Source organism: Acinetobacter radioresistens DSM 6976 = NBRC 102413 = CIP 103788 (assembly GCF_006757745.1).
Taxonomy (GTDB): domain Bacteria; phylum Pseudomonadota; class Gammaproteobacteria; order Pseudomonadales; family Moraxellaceae; genus Acinetobacter; species Acinetobacter radioresistens.
In genome coordinates, this window is record NZ_AP019740.1 from 1,649,937 (window position 1) to 1,668,469 (window position 18,533).

16 protein-coding genes are annotated in these 18,533 nt (G+C 39.5%); 7 read left to right on the forward strand and 9 right to left on the reverse strand.

What is annotated here, in order from left to right; genetic code table 11:
- Window positions 1-138: 138 nt before the first annotated feature.
- The 4 genes from ACRAD_RS07770 to ACRAD_RS07785 form a co-directional block, all read right to left on the reverse strand.
- Complete coding sequence (locus ACRAD_RS07770) at window positions 139-1,098, reverse strand: methyltransferase (RefSeq protein WP_005026279.1); 960 nt, start codon at window positions 1,096-1,098, stop codon at window positions 139-141.
- Window positions 1,099-1,123: 25 nt separating this feature from the next.
- A complete protein-coding gene (locus tag ACRAD_RS07775; protein ID WP_005026281.1) occupies window positions 1,124-2,386 on the reverse strand; it encodes a serine hydrolase domain-containing protein in 1,263 nt (420 codons plus the stop codon).
- A gap of 84 nt (window positions 2,387-2,470) precedes the next feature.
- On the reverse strand, window positions 2,471-3,325 hold the full coding sequence (locus ACRAD_RS07780; protein WP_005026283.1) for a MaoC family dehydratase: 855 nt from the start codon (window positions 3,323-3,325) through the stop codon (window positions 2,471-2,473).
- A 136-nt stretch (window positions 3,326-3,461) separates the two neighbouring features.
- Window positions 3,462-4,853 (reverse strand): 3-oxoacyl-ACP reductase, encoded by a 1,392-nt coding sequence (locus ACRAD_RS07785; protein ID WP_005026285.1) that lies wholly within the window; start codon window positions 4,851-4,853, stop codon window positions 3,462-3,464.
- 239 nt (window positions 4,854-5,092) lie between these two features.
- Here ACRAD_RS07785 and ACRAD_RS07790 point away from each other — a divergent pair, with 239 nt between their 5' ends.
- A complete protein-coding gene (locus ACRAD_RS07790) occupies window positions 5,093-6,583 on the forward strand; it encodes an acetyl-CoA C-acetyltransferase (RefSeq protein WP_005026287.1) in 1,491 nt (496 codons plus the stop codon).
- A gap of 228 nt (window positions 6,584-6,811) precedes the next feature.
- On the opposite strand, the gene aceI is transcribed toward ACRAD_RS07790, so the two are convergent.
- Complete coding sequence (gene aceI / locus ACRAD_RS07795) at window positions 6,812-7,237, reverse strand: chlorhexidine efflux PACE transporter AceI (protein WP_005026289.1); 426 nt, start codon at window positions 7,235-7,237, stop codon at window positions 6,812-6,814.
- An 87-nt stretch (window positions 7,238-7,324) separates the two neighbouring features.
- On the opposite strand from aceI, the gene aceR reads away from it, so the two are divergent.
- The 4 genes from aceR to ACRAD_RS07815 all read left to right on the forward strand — a co-directional run bounded on the left by aceR (window position 7,325) and on the right by ACRAD_RS07815 (window position 11,360).
- A complete protein-coding gene (gene aceR / locus ACRAD_RS07800; RefSeq protein WP_005026290.1) occupies window positions 7,325-8,212 on the forward strand; it encodes an HTH-type transcriptional regulator AceR in 888 nt (295 codons plus the stop codon).
- 92 nt (window positions 8,213-8,304) lie between these two features.
- Window positions 8,305-9,294, forward strand: a complete 990-nt coding sequence (gene tal, locus ACRAD_RS07805) for a transaldolase (RefSeq protein ID WP_005026292.1) — start codon at window positions 8,305-8,307, stop codon at window positions 9,292-9,294.
- A 78-nt stretch (window positions 9,295-9,372) separates the two neighbouring features.
- Window positions 9,373-10,026, forward strand: a complete 654-nt coding sequence (gene leuE, locus ACRAD_RS07810; RefSeq protein ID WP_005026293.1) for a leucine efflux protein LeuE — start codon at window positions 9,373-9,375, stop codon at window positions 10,024-10,026.
- A gap of 131 nt (window positions 10,027-10,157) precedes the next feature.
- The gene (locus ACRAD_RS07815; protein ID WP_034670891.1) at window positions 10,158-11,360 is read left to right on the forward strand and encodes a benzoate/H(+) symporter BenE family transporter; all 1,203 of its coding nucleotides are present in this window, start codon (window positions 10,158-10,160) and stop codon (window positions 11,358-11,360) included.
- On the opposite strand, the gene ACRAD_RS07820 is transcribed toward ACRAD_RS07815, so the two are convergent.
- From ACRAD_RS07820 to ACRAD_RS07830, 3 genes are all read right to left on the reverse strand, one after another.
- Window positions 11,357-11,701 (reverse strand): DMT family transporter, encoded by a 345-nt coding sequence (locus ACRAD_RS07820; RefSeq protein WP_005026297.1) that lies wholly within the window; start codon window positions 11,699-11,701, stop codon window positions 11,357-11,359. The genes ACRAD_RS07815 and ACRAD_RS07820 overlap by 4 nt on opposite strands.
- A 24-nt stretch (window positions 11,702-11,725) precedes the next feature.
- On the reverse strand, window positions 11,726-12,169 hold the full coding sequence (locus tag ACRAD_RS07825) for an RDD family protein (protein WP_005026299.1): 444 nt from the start codon (window positions 12,167-12,169) through the stop codon (window positions 11,726-11,728).
- 637 nt (window positions 12,170-12,806) lie between these two features.
- On the reverse strand, window positions 12,807-13,184 hold the full coding sequence (locus tag ACRAD_RS07830) for a hypothetical protein (protein ID WP_005026301.1): 378 nt from the start codon (window positions 13,182-13,184) through the stop codon (window positions 12,807-12,809).
- Between the two features lie 695 nt (window positions 13,185-13,879).
- Here ACRAD_RS07830 and ACRAD_RS07835 point away from each other — a divergent pair.
- Window positions 13,880-14,323 carry a universal stress protein gene (locus tag ACRAD_RS07835; protein WP_005026303.1) on the forward strand — a complete coding sequence of 148 codons (444 nt, stop codon included), beginning with the start codon at window positions 13,880-13,882 and terminating at the stop codon, window positions 14,321-14,323.
- 121 nt (window positions 14,324-14,444) lie between these two features.
- On the opposite strand, the gene pepN is transcribed toward ACRAD_RS07835, so the two are convergent.
- On the reverse strand, window positions 14,445-17,051 hold the full coding sequence (pepN, locus tag ACRAD_RS07840) for an aminopeptidase N (protein WP_005026305.1): 2,607 nt from the start codon (window positions 17,049-17,051) through the stop codon (window positions 14,445-14,447).
- A gap of 307 nt (window positions 17,052-17,358) precedes the next feature.
- Between pepN and ACRAD_RS07845 the strand changes: the two genes are divergently transcribed.
- Window positions 17,359-18,522, forward strand: a complete 1,164-nt coding sequence (locus tag ACRAD_RS07845) for a hypothetical protein (RefSeq protein WP_005026308.1) — start codon at window positions 17,359-17,361, stop codon at window positions 18,520-18,522.
- The last annotated feature ends 11 nt before the right edge of the window (window positions 18,523-18,533 follow it).

The window sequence follows — 18,533 nt, forward strand, 5'->3', positions numbered from 1 at the left end:
GCTTAGTGAATGAGCCGATGTCATCAATTGCTTTTAAAACGATAAGTCACTACTTTGCGTTTGAATATGAAAATAATTTTTAAAACCAGATACGCTTTTACATTTATGTATATTTAAAATTTCTGTGCTTTTAAACTATCAGGCAATCTTGTGAACACATAGAATAATGGCTGCAATTCGCTCCACACCTGAATAATATGGCTGTTCGAGTTCTTCACCAAAAATGTCCGGATCGATTTCCTGCCAGTGCCATGTAAATTTTGATTGTCCTTTAAACCACTCTTCAATTCGTTCCTGTAATATGCTTTGACCATTACGGATGGCAACCCCTGTATATAAAAACAAGTGTCCATTTCTGTAAAGATGAGTAACTCCTTGCTGCACAATATCAAAAGCCAGCTGTGCACCATCCATTTTATAGCCACCATGCCGGTACTGACGCCGCTCCGAGTCTACCAGGTAAGGAGGATTGGCAATAATCAAATCATATTGCTCATGAATTTCCTGATATAAATGACTATTTACTGCACGAAACTTTTCAATGCCCGAGAATTCTGCATGAAGTTCACTTAATAATAGAGCGTATGGATTAATGTCTACCAATGTAAGTTCTGGCTGAGGGTTAAATTTTTTGGTTGTTAGAATCGCAGTGGCTGCCGTACCCGAACCCATTTCCAGAATACTGCTCACAGAGAATTGCTGTTGTTTTAGGAAACAGTCTAAATGCAAATTAAAACGGTAGGTATCAGGTCCTAAGAAAACAGCATTCTGGCTAGTTGTAGGGTAACTGCTATGGATAAAAATCTCATCATTTAAACTTGAAACACGAAATTTGCAGCGAAACAGTTGCTCCTGCTGTTCAAGCAAATCATGATATTTCAATAGTTCAAATAAAGGTGCCTTGAGATCTGCTGCATAGAACCAGCGATTCCAGCCAAAAATATCTGCTAAAGTTTCTCCTACCGCCGCATGTCTTAAGACCCGTGAATGCGTTTCTGGCGTTACACTGATAAATTGATAAGCATTAGCTTTAAGATGTTTTAACAGATCTAATAAAGCCTGCTTTTTGGTTTGTAAATCTGAAAGCTCTATGTCCATATATGTCCTTTTATATTATTTTAATTCAAGAGAACCATCCTTTCCTGCCAGTAAGTACACCATCTGCACAGCGTAAAGCTTCTTGAGTAAGTGCCCACAAACGGTAATCTCCAGTCATGGAACCCATCTGGAAATTATGAGTATAGGCAAAACTCAAATTACGCTCAGGATCACACCAGGCCGCTGAACTGTTATATCCCATGTGTCCAAAACCTTGTTGGGCGGCCTTACCCAGCGTAAAAATCCGATGATAGCCCAAACGCCAGTTCATGGGTACAGGCATAACACGGTCGCGGGCAAAGCTCTGAATACTGCTGAGCTCCTGAAAAACTTCTGGTTTAATCAAGACCTTACCTTTCCACTGTCCATGATTAGCCAGCATGGCATAAATTTTTGCCAGACTATGCGCATCAAACACACCATTGGCTGCGGGAACCAAGGCCTGCAGGCCGGCCTCATTAAAGAAGCTAAAGTTTTTCATTCCTTTAGGAACCATAGCATCTTGGAAATCTTGAGGGTTCTGTCCACTCCAGTAAAACAGCTTTTCACTGAATGATGTTTTTCTTTTTGTTTTCTTTGATATTTGATTGTTATGTTCCTTCCAGACTGGTTTAGAGGCAGCAAAAGGACGAGCTACACGCTCCAGTTCAGTCAAGGGAAGACCAAAATATGCACCATCTAACCCAAGTGGTTCTACCAGATACTGTTGCATTAACTGAGATAAAGTTTGACCGGTAACTTTCTCAAGTAGCCCACCGACCAGCCAGCCAAAGGTTAAAGCCTGATAAGCAACGCCCTCTCCTGCTGAAAAACGCGGTTTAGCCTGCTCGAACACAGTTAACATATGCTGCCACTCAAGCATTTCTGCAGCATCATTAATCAGGTTGCGGATATCATATAAACCGCTTTGATGAGACAATATATGTCGTAGCGTCAGCTTATCTTTCCCTTGCTGTGCAAATTCAGGCCAGTATCGACCAATGGGTGTGTCATAGTCCAGAAAACCTTCACTTACTAGAATATGAGCCAAAGTGGCCAATATGCCTTTTCCGGTTGAATAGCATACTGCCAGCGTATCGGCTTGCCAGTTTTCAGTTGCAGATTTTTTGCCAGTATAAATATCAACAACTTTTTTTCCTTTAAAATAAACTGCTAACCCAGCCCCTCCGCTATTTAAACGGCTGGACTGCAATCGGCTAAACAGCTTTGCTAAATCTCTGAATTCAGATTGACATTCACCTTTATAATGCTGGTGTCCATGAAGAATCCATTCTTGAATGGCTGACATATCATTACTCTTATTTTTAATCTAAATATTTTAATTCAATACTTACTATAAAAAAGCCTGAGTTATGAAACTCAGGCTTAAAACTTACAACGCTTTAATACAACCCGCAACATGGGGTTTATGCGATTTGGCATTACAAATCAGGAATACTGTATCTTGGCCTTGCTCGGCAGAGAGAAGCTCTACCCGGGAAGGTAAATACATAGGTAATTTAAAATTCACATCGGCTTCATAAGCTTCTGGTAGTTCAAGACTTGCCAGTGCCCGAGCCTTACTCCACATACCATGTGCTATTGCCTGCTTGAAACCAAATGCCTTGGCTGTAACTGCATGAATATGGATCAGGTTGAAGTCTCCTGAGACTAGAGCATAGCGGCGTCCGGTATTTTCAGAAATATCCCATTTTTCTTTCAACTGATATTCGGGTTCCTGTTCAGCCTTTACCTTTTCAGCCGCTTTTACTGTACTTTTCTGGCGAACCAGATAGGTAGTCAGCCCTTCCATCACGACCTGATTACCAGCTTTAGCAGTAGTGATAAAGTCGAATTGTATACCTTTATCATGGGGTTTAAGTTCACCAAACCTGCAAGACAACGTCAGCTCTTCACTGGTATTGATGCTACGGGTTTGACGTACCATATTGCGAATATGTACCAGCCCCAGAATTGCAAACGGGAAAGCTTCCTGCGTCATCATATGCATTTGCAGACTTTGTGAAAGTACTGCCAGATAAATTGCAGGAACCTCTCCATTATTTTTAAAGCCGCACACTTCATTGTAGGCTTTCAGATGTTTCTGATCGATCTTAAGAGAGTCCACAACATATTCAACTTGTGGCAATACTTTCTCAGCTTTAGGCTTTTTAAAAATCAGTCCCTGAATAACTTTTGGATAAGCCAGATAAGGCTTAGGTAACTGGCTAAAATGACGTGTGTGCATACTCAACCTTCATCAATATCTTTTTTATAAATAAAATTCCCTCTCCCTTGCTCAGGAAGAGGGCCAGAGAGGTTTAAATCCACCTCTCCTTTTATACTGCTCTTCCCTTTAGTGGAAAAGAGTTTTTATGAAAAATTTACGCGCCTAACAGGCTTTGTCCACAGACACGCACAACGTTGCCATTTAGGCCTGTAGATGCAGTTGAGGCAAACCATGCTATCGTTTCAGCAACATCTACCGGTAACCCCCCTTGACTCATAGAGTTCATACGGCGTCCGGCTTCACGGATTGCAAATGGTATGGCTGCGGTCATTTGAGTTTCAATAAAACCCGGGGCAACTGCATTAATGGTAATCCCATTTTTCAGCAGTGGTGCGGTAAATTTAACCAGACCGATTACGCCTGCTTTAGAGGCAGCATAGTTAGTTTGGCCCAGATTACCCGCAATACCTGATATGGAGGATACGCATACAATACGGCCATTGTTATTTAAGCCATCATTTTCCAGCAGATAGTCATTAATACGCTCTGCCGCAGACAGGTTGATATTTAGTACCATGTCCCAAAGTTCAGGCTTCATATTGGCCAGCGTCTTGTCACGGGTCACACCGGCATTATGCACAATAATATCCAGACCACCTTTTTCTGCGGAAGCTGTCTTAATTTTTTCACCTGCATCAGCTGCGGTAATATCCAGTGCCAAAACTGAACCACCAATACTTGCTGCAACCCGCTCAAGGTCAGCTTGCTGCTGTGGCACATCAAGACAAATCACATGAGCACCATCACGTGCCAGTACCTGTGCAATCGCCTCGCCAATACCACGGCTGGCACCAGTTACCAATGCCACTTTGCCATCTAAAGGTTTAGCCCAGTTAACATTTATCACTTCAGCTTTAGATACACGGATTACCTGACCAGATACATAAGCTGAACGAGGTGAAAGCAGGAAACGTAGAGTAGATTCAATATTCGCTTCAGCGCCTTCATCTACATATACAACTTGAGCGGTAATACCTTTTTTGAATTCTTTGCCAACTGACTTAATAAAGCCTTCTAATGCGCGCTGGGCAATTGCCTGTTTTACTGTTTTGGCATGCTCAGGTGTAATGCCTACTACAATCACTCTGCCAGAAGTCTGAATCTGGCGGGCAACCGGATTGAAAAATTTATACAGTTCATTTAACTGCTCAGAGTTCTGGATTCCGGAAGCATCAAATACCACTGCCTTAAACTTGGACTCTTTATCGCCAGCATTAAAAGCACTGAGGTTCAAGCCGGTCTGGGCTGCTGCCTGCTGTAGTTCAGCATTATTACCTGCATAGCTATTTGCATGGATATTGTTTAAAACCTGTGCAATTTCACCAGACAATGTGCTTGAGGGTGCTGCACCTAAAAGTACTGCTCCTTTAATAACAGGCGCAGCTGACTCAAAACGGTCCAGCTGGATTGGCGATGGTAAACCTAGATTCTTGATGACAAATTTACCAATTGGAGATTTTGCAAATACCTGGTATTGATCAGTCATGTTTATTATCTCTCATACAATTTAATTTGAATGAACCTGGAGTTCTGTTGACTTTAGAAGTAATCTCAAACAGTTATATTTCAAAGGGTCCACCGGATTCTAGCAAAATAATACTTGAGTTACTGTTTTGATGTCTTGACCTGAAAGCTCCATGCAATGTCATTGTAGTCAATTCAGGCTATTCTATAATATGTTAATGTAACACATCAGAATATCGTAAACGTGCTTGGAAAAGCCTTATGACTAAAACAACTCAAGAAAATCAGGCGGTCGAGAATTCTGCTCGGGAAAACGTGTCAAATACATCAAAAACAGCATCACGTACTGCTAAAAGTACGACCGAATCTCCCAAAGCAGTAAAATCCACTTCTAGCCGTAGCAAAAAAACTGTCTCTACTGCAGCTAAAGTTACTTCGTCTAATCCATCTTCTGTTCAACAGGATCAAAACATGAGTCAAAACACAGTTCGCCGCGTTGCAATTATTGGTGGTAATCGTATTCCATTTGCACGTTCAAATGGTCCTTACTTTACTGCATCCAATACTGATATGTTAACCGCAGCATTAAATGGCCTTGTTGAGCGTTTTAATCTGCAGGGACAGCGCATTGGTGAAGTCGTTGCTGGTGCTGTTCTGAAACATAGCCGTGACTTTAATATGACACGCGAATGTGTACTTAATACTCAACTTGCACCTGAAACACCTGCTTACGACATCCAGCAGGCATGTGGTACTGGTTTACAGGCTGCCTTTTTGGTTGCAAATAAAATTGCCTTGGGCCAGATTGATGTAGGTATTGCTGGTGGTGTAGATACCACTTCCGACGCGCCAATCGCTTTTGGGGATGGCTTGCGTAAGGCCTTACTCGAACTCAATATTGCCAAAACTGCAAAAGACCGGCTAAAAGCCTTAACTAAAATTAATGTTAAAAACCTACTGGATGCGCCTAAAAATGGTGAACCACGTACTGGCTTGTCTATGGGTGAACATCAGGCGATTACTGCGCTCGAATGGGGAATTTCTCGTACTGCACAAGATGAACTGGCTGCATCAAGCCATCATAAGCTGGCTGCAGCTTATGAAGCAGGTTTTTTTGATGACCTGATTACTCCTTTTCTCGGTATTGAACGTGACCAGAACCTTCGTCCAGATTCATCTGTCGAGAAACTGTCAAAACTGAAACCTGTTTTTGGTAAAGGTGAGACAGCTACTATGACCGCAGGCAACTCGACTCCCCTAACTGATGGTGCGTCTGTTGTATTGCTGGCATCTGAAGAATGGGCAAAAGCTAACGGTCATGAAGTATTGGCTTATTTGACCTTTACTGAAACTGCTGCTGTTGATTTTGTTAACAAGAAAGAGGGACTGCTAATGGCACCTGCTTATGCAGTTCCACGTATGCTTGAACGTGCCGGTCTGAAACTTCAGGATTTTGATTATTATGAGATTCATGAAGCTTTTGCTTCCCAGGTACTTTCTACCTTAAAAGCATGGGAAGACCCAGCTTTCTGTAAAGAGCGTTTAGGACTGGAAGCGCCACTTGGGTCAATTGATCGCTCTAAATTGAATGTTAATGGTTCCTCACTGGCAGCAGGGCATCCATTTGCAGCGACTGGCGGCCGTATTTTGGCTACTGCTGCAAAACTGATTAATCAAAAAGGTTCTGGCCGGGTACTGATTTCAATCTGTGCAGCGGGTGGACAGGGTGTTACAGCAATTGTAGAAAAATAATTTCTGCTTTGTGAATGAATACAAGAAAGCCGCTTAATGATTAAGCGGTTTTCTTGTAGTTCCTTGTCTTAAAATCATAATAGCTGGTTTCTTACCACCCTATTCTATCTAAGGCATTTAATCTGGCTTTTATATAATATTTACAATGATCTTTAATTTTAATTATCTCTAACTTTAAGATCAAAACATGATAAAAATTTGTTTAACAGCGGCCTTCCTGTCCGAGACTTATCGATAATCTGGTGCATATCCCAGCCGCATTTCGATGCGGTCATAAAACCACTGGAAGATAAAAGTATATACCAATATACATAATGTCATACCAAGGTCCAGCAGAATAGCTTGGCCCAAGCCTATATTTAAAGCATAAGCCACCATTGGAATAGTCGCGAGCATTAAACCACCTTCAAAACCAACTGCATGACAAATTCTCACCTTAACTGTTCTTTTAAGCTGATGCCTGTGTTCAAATTTTTCAAAAAAATGATTAAAAATCATATTCCAGATCACTGAAGTAATTGCCATGACCACACCAAGTGTACCTGACACTTCCATTGGTACTTCAAATAGGAAACTTAGTGCAATCGCAATGATAATTAATAAAATAATTTCATAACTCAGCGCATGGATCAGCCTGCGCTTGGACAATAACATGACTTTCACCTACAAATTTATTGATAAGTTTATTTTATGTGCATAATATTGACTAATCTAATTAGCTCCTTTCATTTTTTTTGATAGATGAATATAAATCAAGACCAGCTCACTATTTTTAAAACAGTGATTGAAACAGGTTCTTTTTCAGCAGCAGCGCGAAAGTTGGGAAAAGTCCCCTCGGCTGTAAGTATGTCAATTGCAAATCTGGAAATTGATTTAAATCTTCAACTCTTCAAACGTAATGGGCGTGAGCCTGTGCCTACCTCTCAGGCTTGGGTGCTCTATGAAAAAACTGAACAGCTACTGGTTGAGATTAATCAATGGAAACAGCATGCCTTTGCATTAAGCAATGGCCTTGAGTCCTCTTTAACCATTATAGTGGTGTCGGAGCTGCTTTATACCAATTGGACTGATTATGTCAGTATTGTTGAAAAACAGTTTCCAGAACTGCAAATTAATGTTATTTCCGCACCACAAGAAGATGCTTTGCAGATGCTGATTAATCGTAGTGCCCAGCTGGCGCTTATGTTTGAGCGTGAACAGCTGGATAGTCGGGAACAGTTTATTGAACTCAAGCGTGAAGTCATCGTACCCGTAGCTGCCTATACTCATCGCTTGGCTGCTTCTAAACAGGTAACATTTGAGGATATTTTAAAAAGCAGACAAATTGTAGTCGCGAGTCGTGATCATCTGATTAAACCTGAACTGCTTTTTTCAAAACAATACTGGCGTACCGATAATCACTACTCAGCCTGTGCCATGATCAGCCGGAATTTGGGTTGGGGAATTTTGCCCCTAGAAATTTTTAATAAGAATGCACAGCTTGCCAAAGATTTAAAGATTCTGGAAATTGCCGATTTCACCCCAAAATTTGAATATTATGTCGATCTGGTCTGGAGCCGGGAAACTGAACTGGGCGCAGCTGCACGTTTTTTAATCCAGCATCTTCGAGAAAAGCGTTTAAATGTATAAGAAATATTTTGATTATTAATTTTCACTTTAGCCTGTCAGGCTTTGTGATATAACTGATTTCACAACTATTTTAATTTTAGACTTTGATAGCAATGACACATTCAGCATTAAACCAATTAAAAAATTTGACTACCGTCGTGGCAGATACGGGCGACCTTGAAGCTATTCGCCAATTTCGTCCTCTGGATGCTACCACCAATCCTTCGTTAATCACCGCAGCAGCAGCTCAGCCGGAAAACAGGACATTAATCCAATCTGCTTTTGAACAGGCAAAGCAGGAAAACTTTACTGAAGATGCCCTGATTGAACGTACGATTGATATTTTAACAGTTAAATTGGGCGTTGAAATTTTAAAACTAGTAGAAGGTCGTGTATCTACGGAAGTTGATGCTTCTTTGTCATTTAGAACAGAAGCTACAGTTAAAAAGGCTCATGAACTGATTGAACTTTATCAGCAGTATGGTATTGATAAAAAACGGGTACTGATCAAGATTGCCTCAACCTGGGAAGGGATACAGGCTGCCAGAATACTCGAAGCGGAAGGTATTCACTGTAATCTGACCCTGCTGTTTGGCCTGCATCAGGCTCAGGCATGTGCAGATGCCAAGGTTACTTTAATTTCACCATTTGTAGGTCGGATTCTGGACTGGTACAAAAAGTCTGAAGGCGTGGAAAGCTATCCAACTGAGCGTGACCCCGGCGTGCAGTCTGTGAAAAAAATCTATTACTATTACAAACAGCAAGGGATACAGACACAAGTTATGGGTGCCAGTTTCCGCAGTATTGACCAAGTGCTAGGTCTTGCTGGATGTGACCTGCTTACTATTGCCCCTTCTTTACTGAGCCAGCTTGAAGAAAACGACCGTGAAGTTCAGACAGCTCTAAGTATTGAACAAGCAAAACAGGCCGAACTGATTGAACGCCCGGCACAGACCCCAGAGAGCTTTGCCAGTGAACTGGACAAAGACCTTATGGCTTATCAGCTGCTTCTAGGCGGTATTGATGGCTTTATTAGTGCACGTCATCAGCTCAGTATCCAGTTACGCCAAATGTTTGGTATGGATGCTGAAATTAAGCCTTAAATCTTGTTTCTCTGCATTTTTACTGACCGCTTTTGGTTATAATAACCTCAAGCGGTTTTTTATTGCAGAGCATCGCCCGTGTTTGGTATTGCTGATCTGACCACCTATATTATTGGTACGGTCTTAATTATTCTTCTTCCCGGTCCTAACTCCTTATATGTTATGTCAATTGCTTCCCGTTACGGTATTAAAGCCGGCTATCAGGGCGCTTTTGGTGTATTTGTAGGGGATGTTATTCTTATGTTTTGCACTGTACTCGGCGCAGCCTCCTTACTTTTGGCTTTTCCGTGGGTGTTTACAGTGGTGAAAGTTTTGGGAGCCTCATATTTAACCTATCTGGGATTTAAACTCCTTAAAGCGAGTATCAGTACTTGGCGTAAAGCAGTTTATAACCGCCAGGTAGAAGCTGAGTTACAGACTATTTACCGTATTCGCCCTTTTCGAACAGCTTTAACCGTTAGCCTGCTCAATCCTAAAGCCATACTCTTTTTTCTTTCTTTTTTTGTTCAGTTTATTGATCCTGATTATCCTCATCCTGCGCTCAGTTTTATGACCCTCGCTATTATTTTACAGGTGACCAGCATGAGTTATCTGACCTTACTCATTTTTTCAGGTAGAAAACTTTCAGGCTTTTTTAGGCAGAGCCCGAAAATTAGTTCTGTCAGCGTGTTTCTGGTTGGTCTTTTATTTTTCAGTTTTGGAGTCAAGCTTGCTACTAGCAGTTTAACTTGAGCACTTTCTCATATAGAGAATAATTGTTGATTCTTATCATAAATAAACGTGAAAAATACTTTAAGCACTTATCTGACGAGCGTATGATGTCTGCATTTTAAACGATTTAATATAAACATTAATAAGTCATGATGCAGAAAATCCTTGAGGACATTTCAATACCTGCCATTTTTGCAGGTTTCATTACTTTTCTGGTGGGCATTAGTGTTTCAGCAGTTCTGGTTATACAGGCTGCTCAGATTTTAGGTGCAACTTCAGAACAGATCAGTTCATGGTTCTGGGCGTTAGGTCTGGGAATTGGTATATCCGGTCTTTTCCTTTCATGGAAGTTTAAATATCCGGTAGCAACCTCTTGGTCAACTGCAGGCTTGGCACTGATCATTGCAACAGGTAGCGGATATACCCTTTACGAGGCAATTGGTGCCTTTTTCATATGTGGCCTACTTACCGCAATCTTGGGTTTTTCAGGCGTATTCAAAAAAGCCCTGTCTTATATTCCTCAAAGTCTGACCAGTGCTATGCTGGCTGGAGTATTACTCAAATTTGGTATTGCACTTTTTGCCAGTCTGCAAACTAACTGGGGGTTTATTGTTTCTATTCTCGCGATTTATATACTCAGCAAGCGCATATGGCCACGCTATAGTATTGTGCTCACTGTAATCGGTGGTATAACAGTCTGTCCCCTATTTATGGAGTTTCATACGCCGGTCATACAATGGTCGTTAGCTCAACCCGTATGGATGGCCCCTGAGTTTAGCTGGTCAGCGATTTTAGGACTGGCCTTTCCTCTTTTTGTTATCAACATGGCTTCGCAATATCTGCCGGGTATTGCCATGATACAGAGCTATGGATATAAACCGCATATTAATCAGTTGATTGGCTGGACAGGACTGTCACAAACACTACTCGCTCCTTTTGGTTGTTATAGTGTAAATATTGCAGCAATCAGTGCAGCAATCAGTCTGGATGATCAGGTTCATCCTGATCCTGCAAAACGCTATATTGCCGGTATGAGCTGTGGATTTTTTTACATTCTGGTAGGACTTTTTGCAGCCACACTGACTAGTTTACTGATGTCATTTCCACAGGTATTTATTACTGCGCTTGCCGGTATAGCCCTGTTTGGTACTATTGGTCACAACATTGCTCTAGCTTTTCATGAGATAGAGGAACGAGAAGCAGCCCTGATGACCTTTTTATTTAGTGCATCAAGTGTACAGTTTTTAGGTATCGGCTCGGCATTTTGGGGTCTGACTTTTGGTATAATCGTTATGTTGGTCTTTAAATTTAAAACCAAAATAAAAGTTACTAAAGCTCGGTACACAGCAGACTAATGACCAACACTTGAAGAAAAAAGATTAATTACCAGTACACCGCCAATAATCATACTAATACCAATGATTGCGGCGGAGTCTAAAGACTGCTTGAAAAAGAATATGCCAATAAATGCAGTCAATACAATACCGACACCACCCCATATGGCATAAGCAATACCGATAGGGATAACTTTAGTGACTTGAGATAACAGATAAAAGGATAAAATATAAAACAATACCATAGCAAAAGTCGGGCCTAATTTGGTAAAACCCTTAGATGTAACCAAAAATGTAGTACCAATGACTTCAGAGATTATGGCTATAGCTAGCAATAAATAAGAAAGAAATACTGGATTCACCCATATTTACTCATTAAAAATATTTTAGATTTCACGCACTACCACACTTTTGGCCATTTTATCATGCCATCCCTGCTTTTTAGGATCAAAAGCTATCCAGATCAGACCAATAAGAAAAACCAGAGTAGCGGGTATATAACCAATATAGCGTAATATACTTTGTCCTAAAGTGAGTTTATTTCCCGTTTTTTCATCTAGAACCTTTAAGCGCATTAACATTTTGCCAGGCGTAGCCGCAGCAAATAGCCAGAACAGTACACTATAGAATATAGGAAAAATATAATTCATGAGTATGTCAAAATATAAGTTTTGTGGCTGATCACTTAACCCGGTAGCAAAGATCAAATCAAAATCCCCTGCATAGAAAATCCATGCAGCTGGAATAATGGCTAAAAACATAATTAGAGCATCTATAATAGTGGCGCCAAATCTGACCCAAAAACCGGCATACTCATATTTATAAGACATTTAGGCATTCTCCTTATATTTCAAATTTATAAGAATATAAATAATAAGTTTTATCCTAAAGGATAAATGCCTTTTTTCAAAGAATTGCAGAATATAACAATTAATTTTGTTATGAGGCTGCTATAAAAAAAGCATCCGAAGATGCTTTTTTCTCTAAAATACTGCTAATTAAACATCTGACCAAACGCATATATAACGATCATAAGCAGAAAGGCAGATGAAGAAGTTAATAATAATTCTAAAGCGTCCATAGTCCACCTTTTTCTTTGAAGTGGTATATTTTTTATACAGCACTACTTTCTCATAATCAATAACAAAAAGTGACAATATATTTCAATTATCTTATAAAGATTCTTATATTTGCTTATTTACCACCTTAATTTTTTCATAATTTTTATAAATATCTCTATTTCTTAAACTTAATCTAAAAAAATATTTAAATTAGTCTTTATTAATTCTTACTGTCATATTGTAAATATATATGTCTATCTAAAAATAAATTACTTTTTATTTTAAAAAATCTATTTTGCTTTTATTAAAGATAATATCTCCTTTATTAAGAGCATTAAAATATTGCTCAAATTATTTTAAATTTTCTTTTTACTCCTTTGATAAAAAATTTTTCTTTGCTCTGATTTTATTTTACTTTATTACCTGGGGAGAAATGATTAAGGATTGCCTCTGCATGATCATACTTTTTCTTAGATTTCAGATTTTGATCTAAAGGACTGGATTTAATCACTTCAATTAATTTCGCTAGCCATATTACAAACTCTTGGCTATCTAAACGGTCAGGAATACAGCTAAAATCAGTTTTTCCCAAGCTATTAGATGATATAAGTTCCATTTTGCTCAGGTCTTCATAATTTATTGGTAATTTGATAAATAACTTTTTGTCTTTTTCTAGTAGTTTCAATAAAAGTGCATTCAGATCTCCCAATGGATCAAAAGAGAATCCCTTTTCTTTACTTACACTTAAATAGATATTTTTAGCTATACGCAAGTTACGGCTCATAGTAGTCCTTTTTATTTCAGAACATGAAATAAAGTTACTATGTTTAAAGGTAATAAAAAATTTAGGTTTAACGTATTGAATGCTATGAAGTGTACCTAGCGTAACTACATGGTTCTAAAAATCCATTAAAGCAATTCTTGTTTGATGCTATTGAAAGTTTAAGTGAAGAGTATAGCGTTTATGTATTCTAAATATATTGTGTAATTTAATTAATAACTAAAAGATAGATAACCTTGTTTTGTACCAAAGGTTAACTATCTTTTCAGCTAATTCATAGTCAAGAAGGATGTATAAAATAAAAATTGACTACCAATATTATGAGTAAAATAATTGCAGCTACGAGATAGGCATTGATTGTATTGAAACTCTTGATAAACTTTAAAATATTCATAATCTTTTAATTTTACATACACTTATTTGTAACCAATATTTTAACAAATGGTAAAATAATGTATCAAGCTTTTATAATTTTTAGGAGAGAGTATGGCTATTTTTTAGCCTCAAAGATATAAAAATACAATCTTTAAAATTAAAGAACCTTAAAAATTAAAGTGTATATTTTTTATCACAGAGTAGTGAATTAACTTTTCCCAAATTAAGTAGTTATAATTTCCTAATATTCTTGTTGTCAGCGATTTAATATAATAAACAAAACGATAAGCCAAACTTTTCACTTTATAAAAGGACATAATATTATGATATATCAAAATATTTTAGCACCCATTGATGGTTCTTCAGTCTCTATGGCAGCAGTAAAGCATGCGATTACACTTGCTAAAACATTTCAATGTCAGCTTTCAATTATCAGTATTGTTGCGGTTGACCCTTTCAAAGGAATTGATTTTTATAGTGCCTTACCTAATTTAAAAGATTACTATCTGGCCGCTAAGGCCGAGGCAGAAAAGCTACTAGATGAAGTAAATCAATTATGTATTGAACAGAATGTAAAGGCCGATACGCGTGTTGTTATGGGTGAAATACCGTCAGTTGGCATACTTAAAATAGCCGCAGAAGTAAAAGCTGATCTGATTGTAATGGGTTCTCATGGACATAAGGGACTACAAAAATATATGCTCGGCAGTGTAGCGCAAGAAGTTCTCACCAATACTGAAACGCAAGTGATGATTGTTAAACAGTAATATCTTAAATTATAATAATTTTTTCTAAAATCTTGCTAAGGCTATATTATTTATATTTACTATAAAATGATGCTCCGGCAGTGCAACACATCCGGAGCATCATAATTACACATAATCCACTTTATATATTAAGCATGCTGCTTAAAGTTTCAGATACGTTTTTAGATTTAACCCGTCCCTTAAGCTGCTGTAAAGTAGCCTGAACCTGAGTACGTTGCGGCTCAGCCAGTGTATACCACCGTGACAACGACTGAAGCAGACGAGAGCCTACAATCGGATTTTTCTCATCTAAATAAGCTGCGAGGTCTACTAGATAATCTACACCAAAACTCCAGGTATTGACCGGATTTGCATTTAGACCGCCGCTGACCGAACGGATCCGGTTAGGTGTACCTAAATCATAATCTGCATGGGAGGTCAAATAACGTAAAGTCTCTTCAGTGGCTTTTGGATGAGCTGCCTGCACCATAAACCATTGATCCAAAGACAAGGCTTCATCTTTAAATCGATTATAGTAATCCTGAAGTATTTCCTGTGCCTGCGGTGCATCATGCCAGACCAGCACACGTAAAGCGCCCAGACGCTCAGACATATTATGCGTATTTTGATACTGCTCACCTGCCCATGCAAATGCCAGCTCGTCACCTTGACGAGCCATCATCATCAACATGATATTTTTTAGTGCACGCTCTCCCATAGCTTGAGAAAAGTCCTGCTGTAAATCAGGATTAAGTGCCTGATATGTCTCTTGCCAGAATGAACCCAATTCACGGGCCAGTTCATTCAGTAAGGCTTCACGGCGCTCCTGAATAATGACCGGATTATAATCATGATCTATACGGCTACCCAGATAGTTTTCACTCGGCACATCGAGCAGTCGCGAAGCAAGTAACGGATCTTTCTGTACCATATCTGGCAGAGTATGGCGAATAGCCTCAATATAGATGTCGACCTGATGATTATCCAGCAAAATACGCTCAAGTAAGGTCTGGGTAGCTTGCCACTGGTTAAAGCCGTTAGTTTCATGCTGAATCAGAAAAGCCAGATCAGCATCGGAATAATCAAATTTCAAATTTACTGGCGCAGAGAAATTTCGCAGCAATGAGACAACCGGTTTTTCAGGAATATGGCTAATCTCAATCGAAGCTGTATCCTGATCAAACAGATAAACCCCATCTTTTACCTGATCTACAAATAGATCCGGAGATTGCAGTGTGTACTGCTCCCCTGTTTTCTGGTTAAAAAGCGCCAACGCGACTGGAATTGGAACTGATTTCAGGTTCAGATATTTTACGTTCGGCTTTATACTTTGCTTAAAGTTTAAACGGTAGGTTTGGGTTATACTGTTATATTCACCCTGTACCTCAAGTGTTGGTGTGCCGGGCTGGTTATACCACGTCAAAAATGCAGACAGATCTACACCTGAACCGGCAGTTAGCGCTGCAATCCAGTCTTCCACAGTAACAGCTTGACCATCATGACGTTTAAAGTACTCATCTGTTCCCAGACGGAATTTTTCTTTACCCAGCAAGGTTGCCATCATACGGTTAATTTCTGCCCCCTTTTCATATACGGTGTCAGTATAAAAATTATTAATTTCCACAAAATGGTCTGGACGTGGTGGATGTGACAATGGGCCCGCATCTTCAGGAAACTGATGCGATTTCAGTACAGCCACGTCATCAATTCGCTGTACAGCAGCAGACTGTAAATCTTCAGAGAAAGACTGGTCACGGAATACAGTTAAACCTTCTTTCAAACAGAGCTGAAACCAGTCACGACAGGTAATCCGGTTACCTGTCCAGTTGTGGAAATATTCATGGGCAATCACAGATTGCACCCGCATAATTGCAGCATCTGTGGTGTACTCTTCATCGGCCAGTACACAGGAAGTATTGAAAATATTCAAACCTTTATTTTCCATAGCCCCCATATTGAACTGGCTAACCGCCACAATCATATAGTTATCGAGATCATAGGCACGGCCGTAATGCTCTTCATCCCAGCGCATAGAATGCTTCAATGCTTCCATCGCAATATGGCACTTTGGAATATCTTTCTCTATAGCATAAATCTCAAGTGCAACATCTCGTCCTTCCGAGGTCACATAACGGTCTTTCAGAACTGCCAGATCACCAATTACGCAGGCAAATAAATAACTTGGTTTCTTGGTCGGGTCCTCCCAGATCGCGTAATGACGCTCTTCACCTGCTTCTCCGGTTTCAAGCAGGTTGCCATTAGCCAGTAGAACCGGATACTTTTTATCGGCTTCAACCCGTGTAGTAAAGACAGATAAAACATCTGGGCGGTCGGGATAATAAGTAATCTTGCGAAAACCTTCTGGTTCATTCTGGGTTACAAAGAGGTTGCCGGCTTTATAAAGACCCTCAAGCTGAGTATTACTTTCCGGATGAATAATTACACTGATCTGCAATGTAACCGTATCTGGTGCGTTTGAAATAGTCAGCTGTTCAGTATCTTGGTGATAGTCATCTGCTGAAAGCAGTTGGTCATTCATTTGAATCGATTTTAATTCCAGATCACGGCCTAAAAGTATCAGGTCACCTGCCGTTTGGCGTTGCACCACAAGAATTGAGTCAACCTGCGTATAATCATCATAGACCTGAATATCTAGCTGAACACTTTCAACCAGAAAAGCAGGCTTTTGATAATCTTTCAGATAGACCGTCTGGGTATCCTGAACAGGAGGTTGTGCTGCAATATTCATAGCTATTCCTTTTTTGACCGTATATCGGATCAGATCATTTTTATCAATACTTTTATCATACGCTGAACTTTAAACATATAGATACTCTATTCAACTTATGTAAGGCATGATTCAAGCTTTTCAATTCCTGAATGTCCAGTATTTGAGTAAATGAATATATAACTGATATCGTATTTATAGAAATATCTTTCAACCTTTGAATTAAAAGACCTGAAAGAATATCTCTACAAGTTTCGGCACCTTTTTCAGACAGGCTTGATATAATTCGTGCGAGCATCAGGCGATCGATTTTTGGAAAAAACACGGCATGAGTACCCTCTATTCAGTTCTGCATAAACAGCTTGATGAAAGTACACCTTGCCCGTTATGCCGCGCCTCTATGTGGTGGGTAGAAGCAGAGCAGCATGAACAGCCTGTAGAGTTTCATGAGTGCAGCTTCTGTGAACACCGGCTTTTTAAACAGCAGCAGCATACCTGTCACTGTGAAAGCTGTGGTAAGTCACGCAAAAAAATACTAAAAGAAACACGACTACAGGAACAACGTAAATATAAAAATAAACAGACTACTGAAATTGGCTTAGATCAGCTTAATTTTTTGCAAAAACTGTTTTTATTGAGCTTGCTAGACGACCGTATTCAAGAAAATGTACCTCATGATGAATACATTCATTGGGATCTGATCAAATACCAACCTATTACTCCTAACTACTTCTTTCAGAGCAGTCTGCTTAAACAGCTGGTCAAAGATCAGGTACTGGTATGCAGCGAATTTAGTGATGAGGCACAAAGCTATTATATTAATGTACGCCTTGATGGTTATTCCGAGCCAAGTTTATTCAGCATTACCCAGCAACTCCGGTACTGGTTTTTAAATAATCTGAGTTTGGGAATTCCATTTAAAAGTAGTGATGAAGTGAAAGAAGCCTTATATCTGGTACTTTATCAGGAAATTGTCTGTTTTATGCAGCACTACTGCCGTACATGGGGAATACAAATTTCGGGTAATAAAGGTTTTGCAACCTTTTGCTACCGTTTAATGGACTCTCTGGCAGTGGGCCAGATTTATTATATGATCCAGAATGCCTTGGAATACCTGCATAAGCATAAAGCCTTACAACCCCGCAATGAAAATTTTATTAATACCAACTTGCTGAAAAAAACCCTACAACAGTATCGGGAACGTGGCTTACAGGAAAAATGGGAAACCTGTACTTTACCACGCCCATCCAATATCCCCTTTAGCAAGATGAGCTATATCCTGCTGTTTAAATTCTTGGGTTATGATGATCAGATCTTTATTCAGCCAGTCTGGAAGGCTTGGAAAAAAATTGCACCACGTCTCGAATTTTACTCAACTAAACGCTGTATGTACTGTGGTTCTCATGAACTTGATGTAGATTACGATACAGCAGAATATGTCAGTCTGTTCTGTCGTCAGTGCAAACATCAGGACCACTATTTTATCCGCTAGGTATCAGCGCA

Coding starts and splice junctions, on each gene's coding strand:
- aceR (WP_005026290.1), top strand. CDS start 7,325: ATGAATATAAATCAAGACCAGCTCACTATTTTTAAAACAGTGATTGAA.
- ACRAD_RS07780 (WP_005026283.1), bottom strand. CDS start 3,325: ATGCACACACGTCATTTTAGCCAGTTACCTAAGCCTTATCTGGCTTAT.
- ACRAD_RS07785 (WP_005026285.1), bottom strand. CDS start 4,853: ATGACTGATCAATACCAGGTATTTGCAAAATCTCCAATTGGTAAATTT.
- tal (WP_005026292.1), top strand. CDS start 8,305: ATGACACATTCAGCATTAAACCAATTAAAAAATTTGACTACCGTCGTG.
- pepN (WP_005026305.1), bottom strand. CDS start 17,051: ATGAATATTGCAGCACAACCTCCTGTTCAGGATACCCAGACGGTCTAT.
- ACRAD_RS07845 (WP_005026308.1), top strand. CDS start 17,359: ATGAGTACCCTCTATTCAGTTCTGCATAAACAGCTTGATGAAAGTACA.
- ACRAD_RS07790 (WP_005026287.1), top strand. CDS start 5,093: ATGACTAAAACAACTCAAGAAAATCAGGCGGTCGAGAATTCTGCTCGG.
- ACRAD_RS07815 (WP_034670891.1), top strand. CDS start 10,158: ATGCAGAAAATCCTTGAGGACATTTCAATACCTGCCATTTTTGCAGGT.
- ACRAD_RS07830 (WP_005026301.1), bottom strand. CDS start 13,184: ATGAGCCGTAACTTGCGTATAGCTAAAAATATCTATTTAAGTGTAAGT.
- ACRAD_RS07835 (WP_005026303.1), top strand. CDS start 13,880: ATGATATATCAAAATATTTTAGCACCCATTGATGGTTCTTCAGTCTCT.
- ACRAD_RS07770 (WP_005026279.1), bottom strand. CDS start 1,098: ATGGACATAGAGCTTTCAGATTTACAAACCAAAAAGCAGGCTTTATTA.
- ACRAD_RS07825 (WP_005026299.1), bottom strand. CDS start 12,169: ATGTCTTATAAATATGAGTATGCCGGTTTTTGGGTCAGATTTGGCGCC.
- ACRAD_RS07775 (WP_005026281.1), bottom strand. CDS start 2,386: ATGTCAGCCATTCAAGAATGGATTCTTCATGGACACCAGCATTATAAA.
- aceI (WP_005026289.1), bottom strand. CDS start 7,237: ATGTTATTGTCCAAGCGCAGGCTGATCCATGCGCTGAGTTATGAAATT.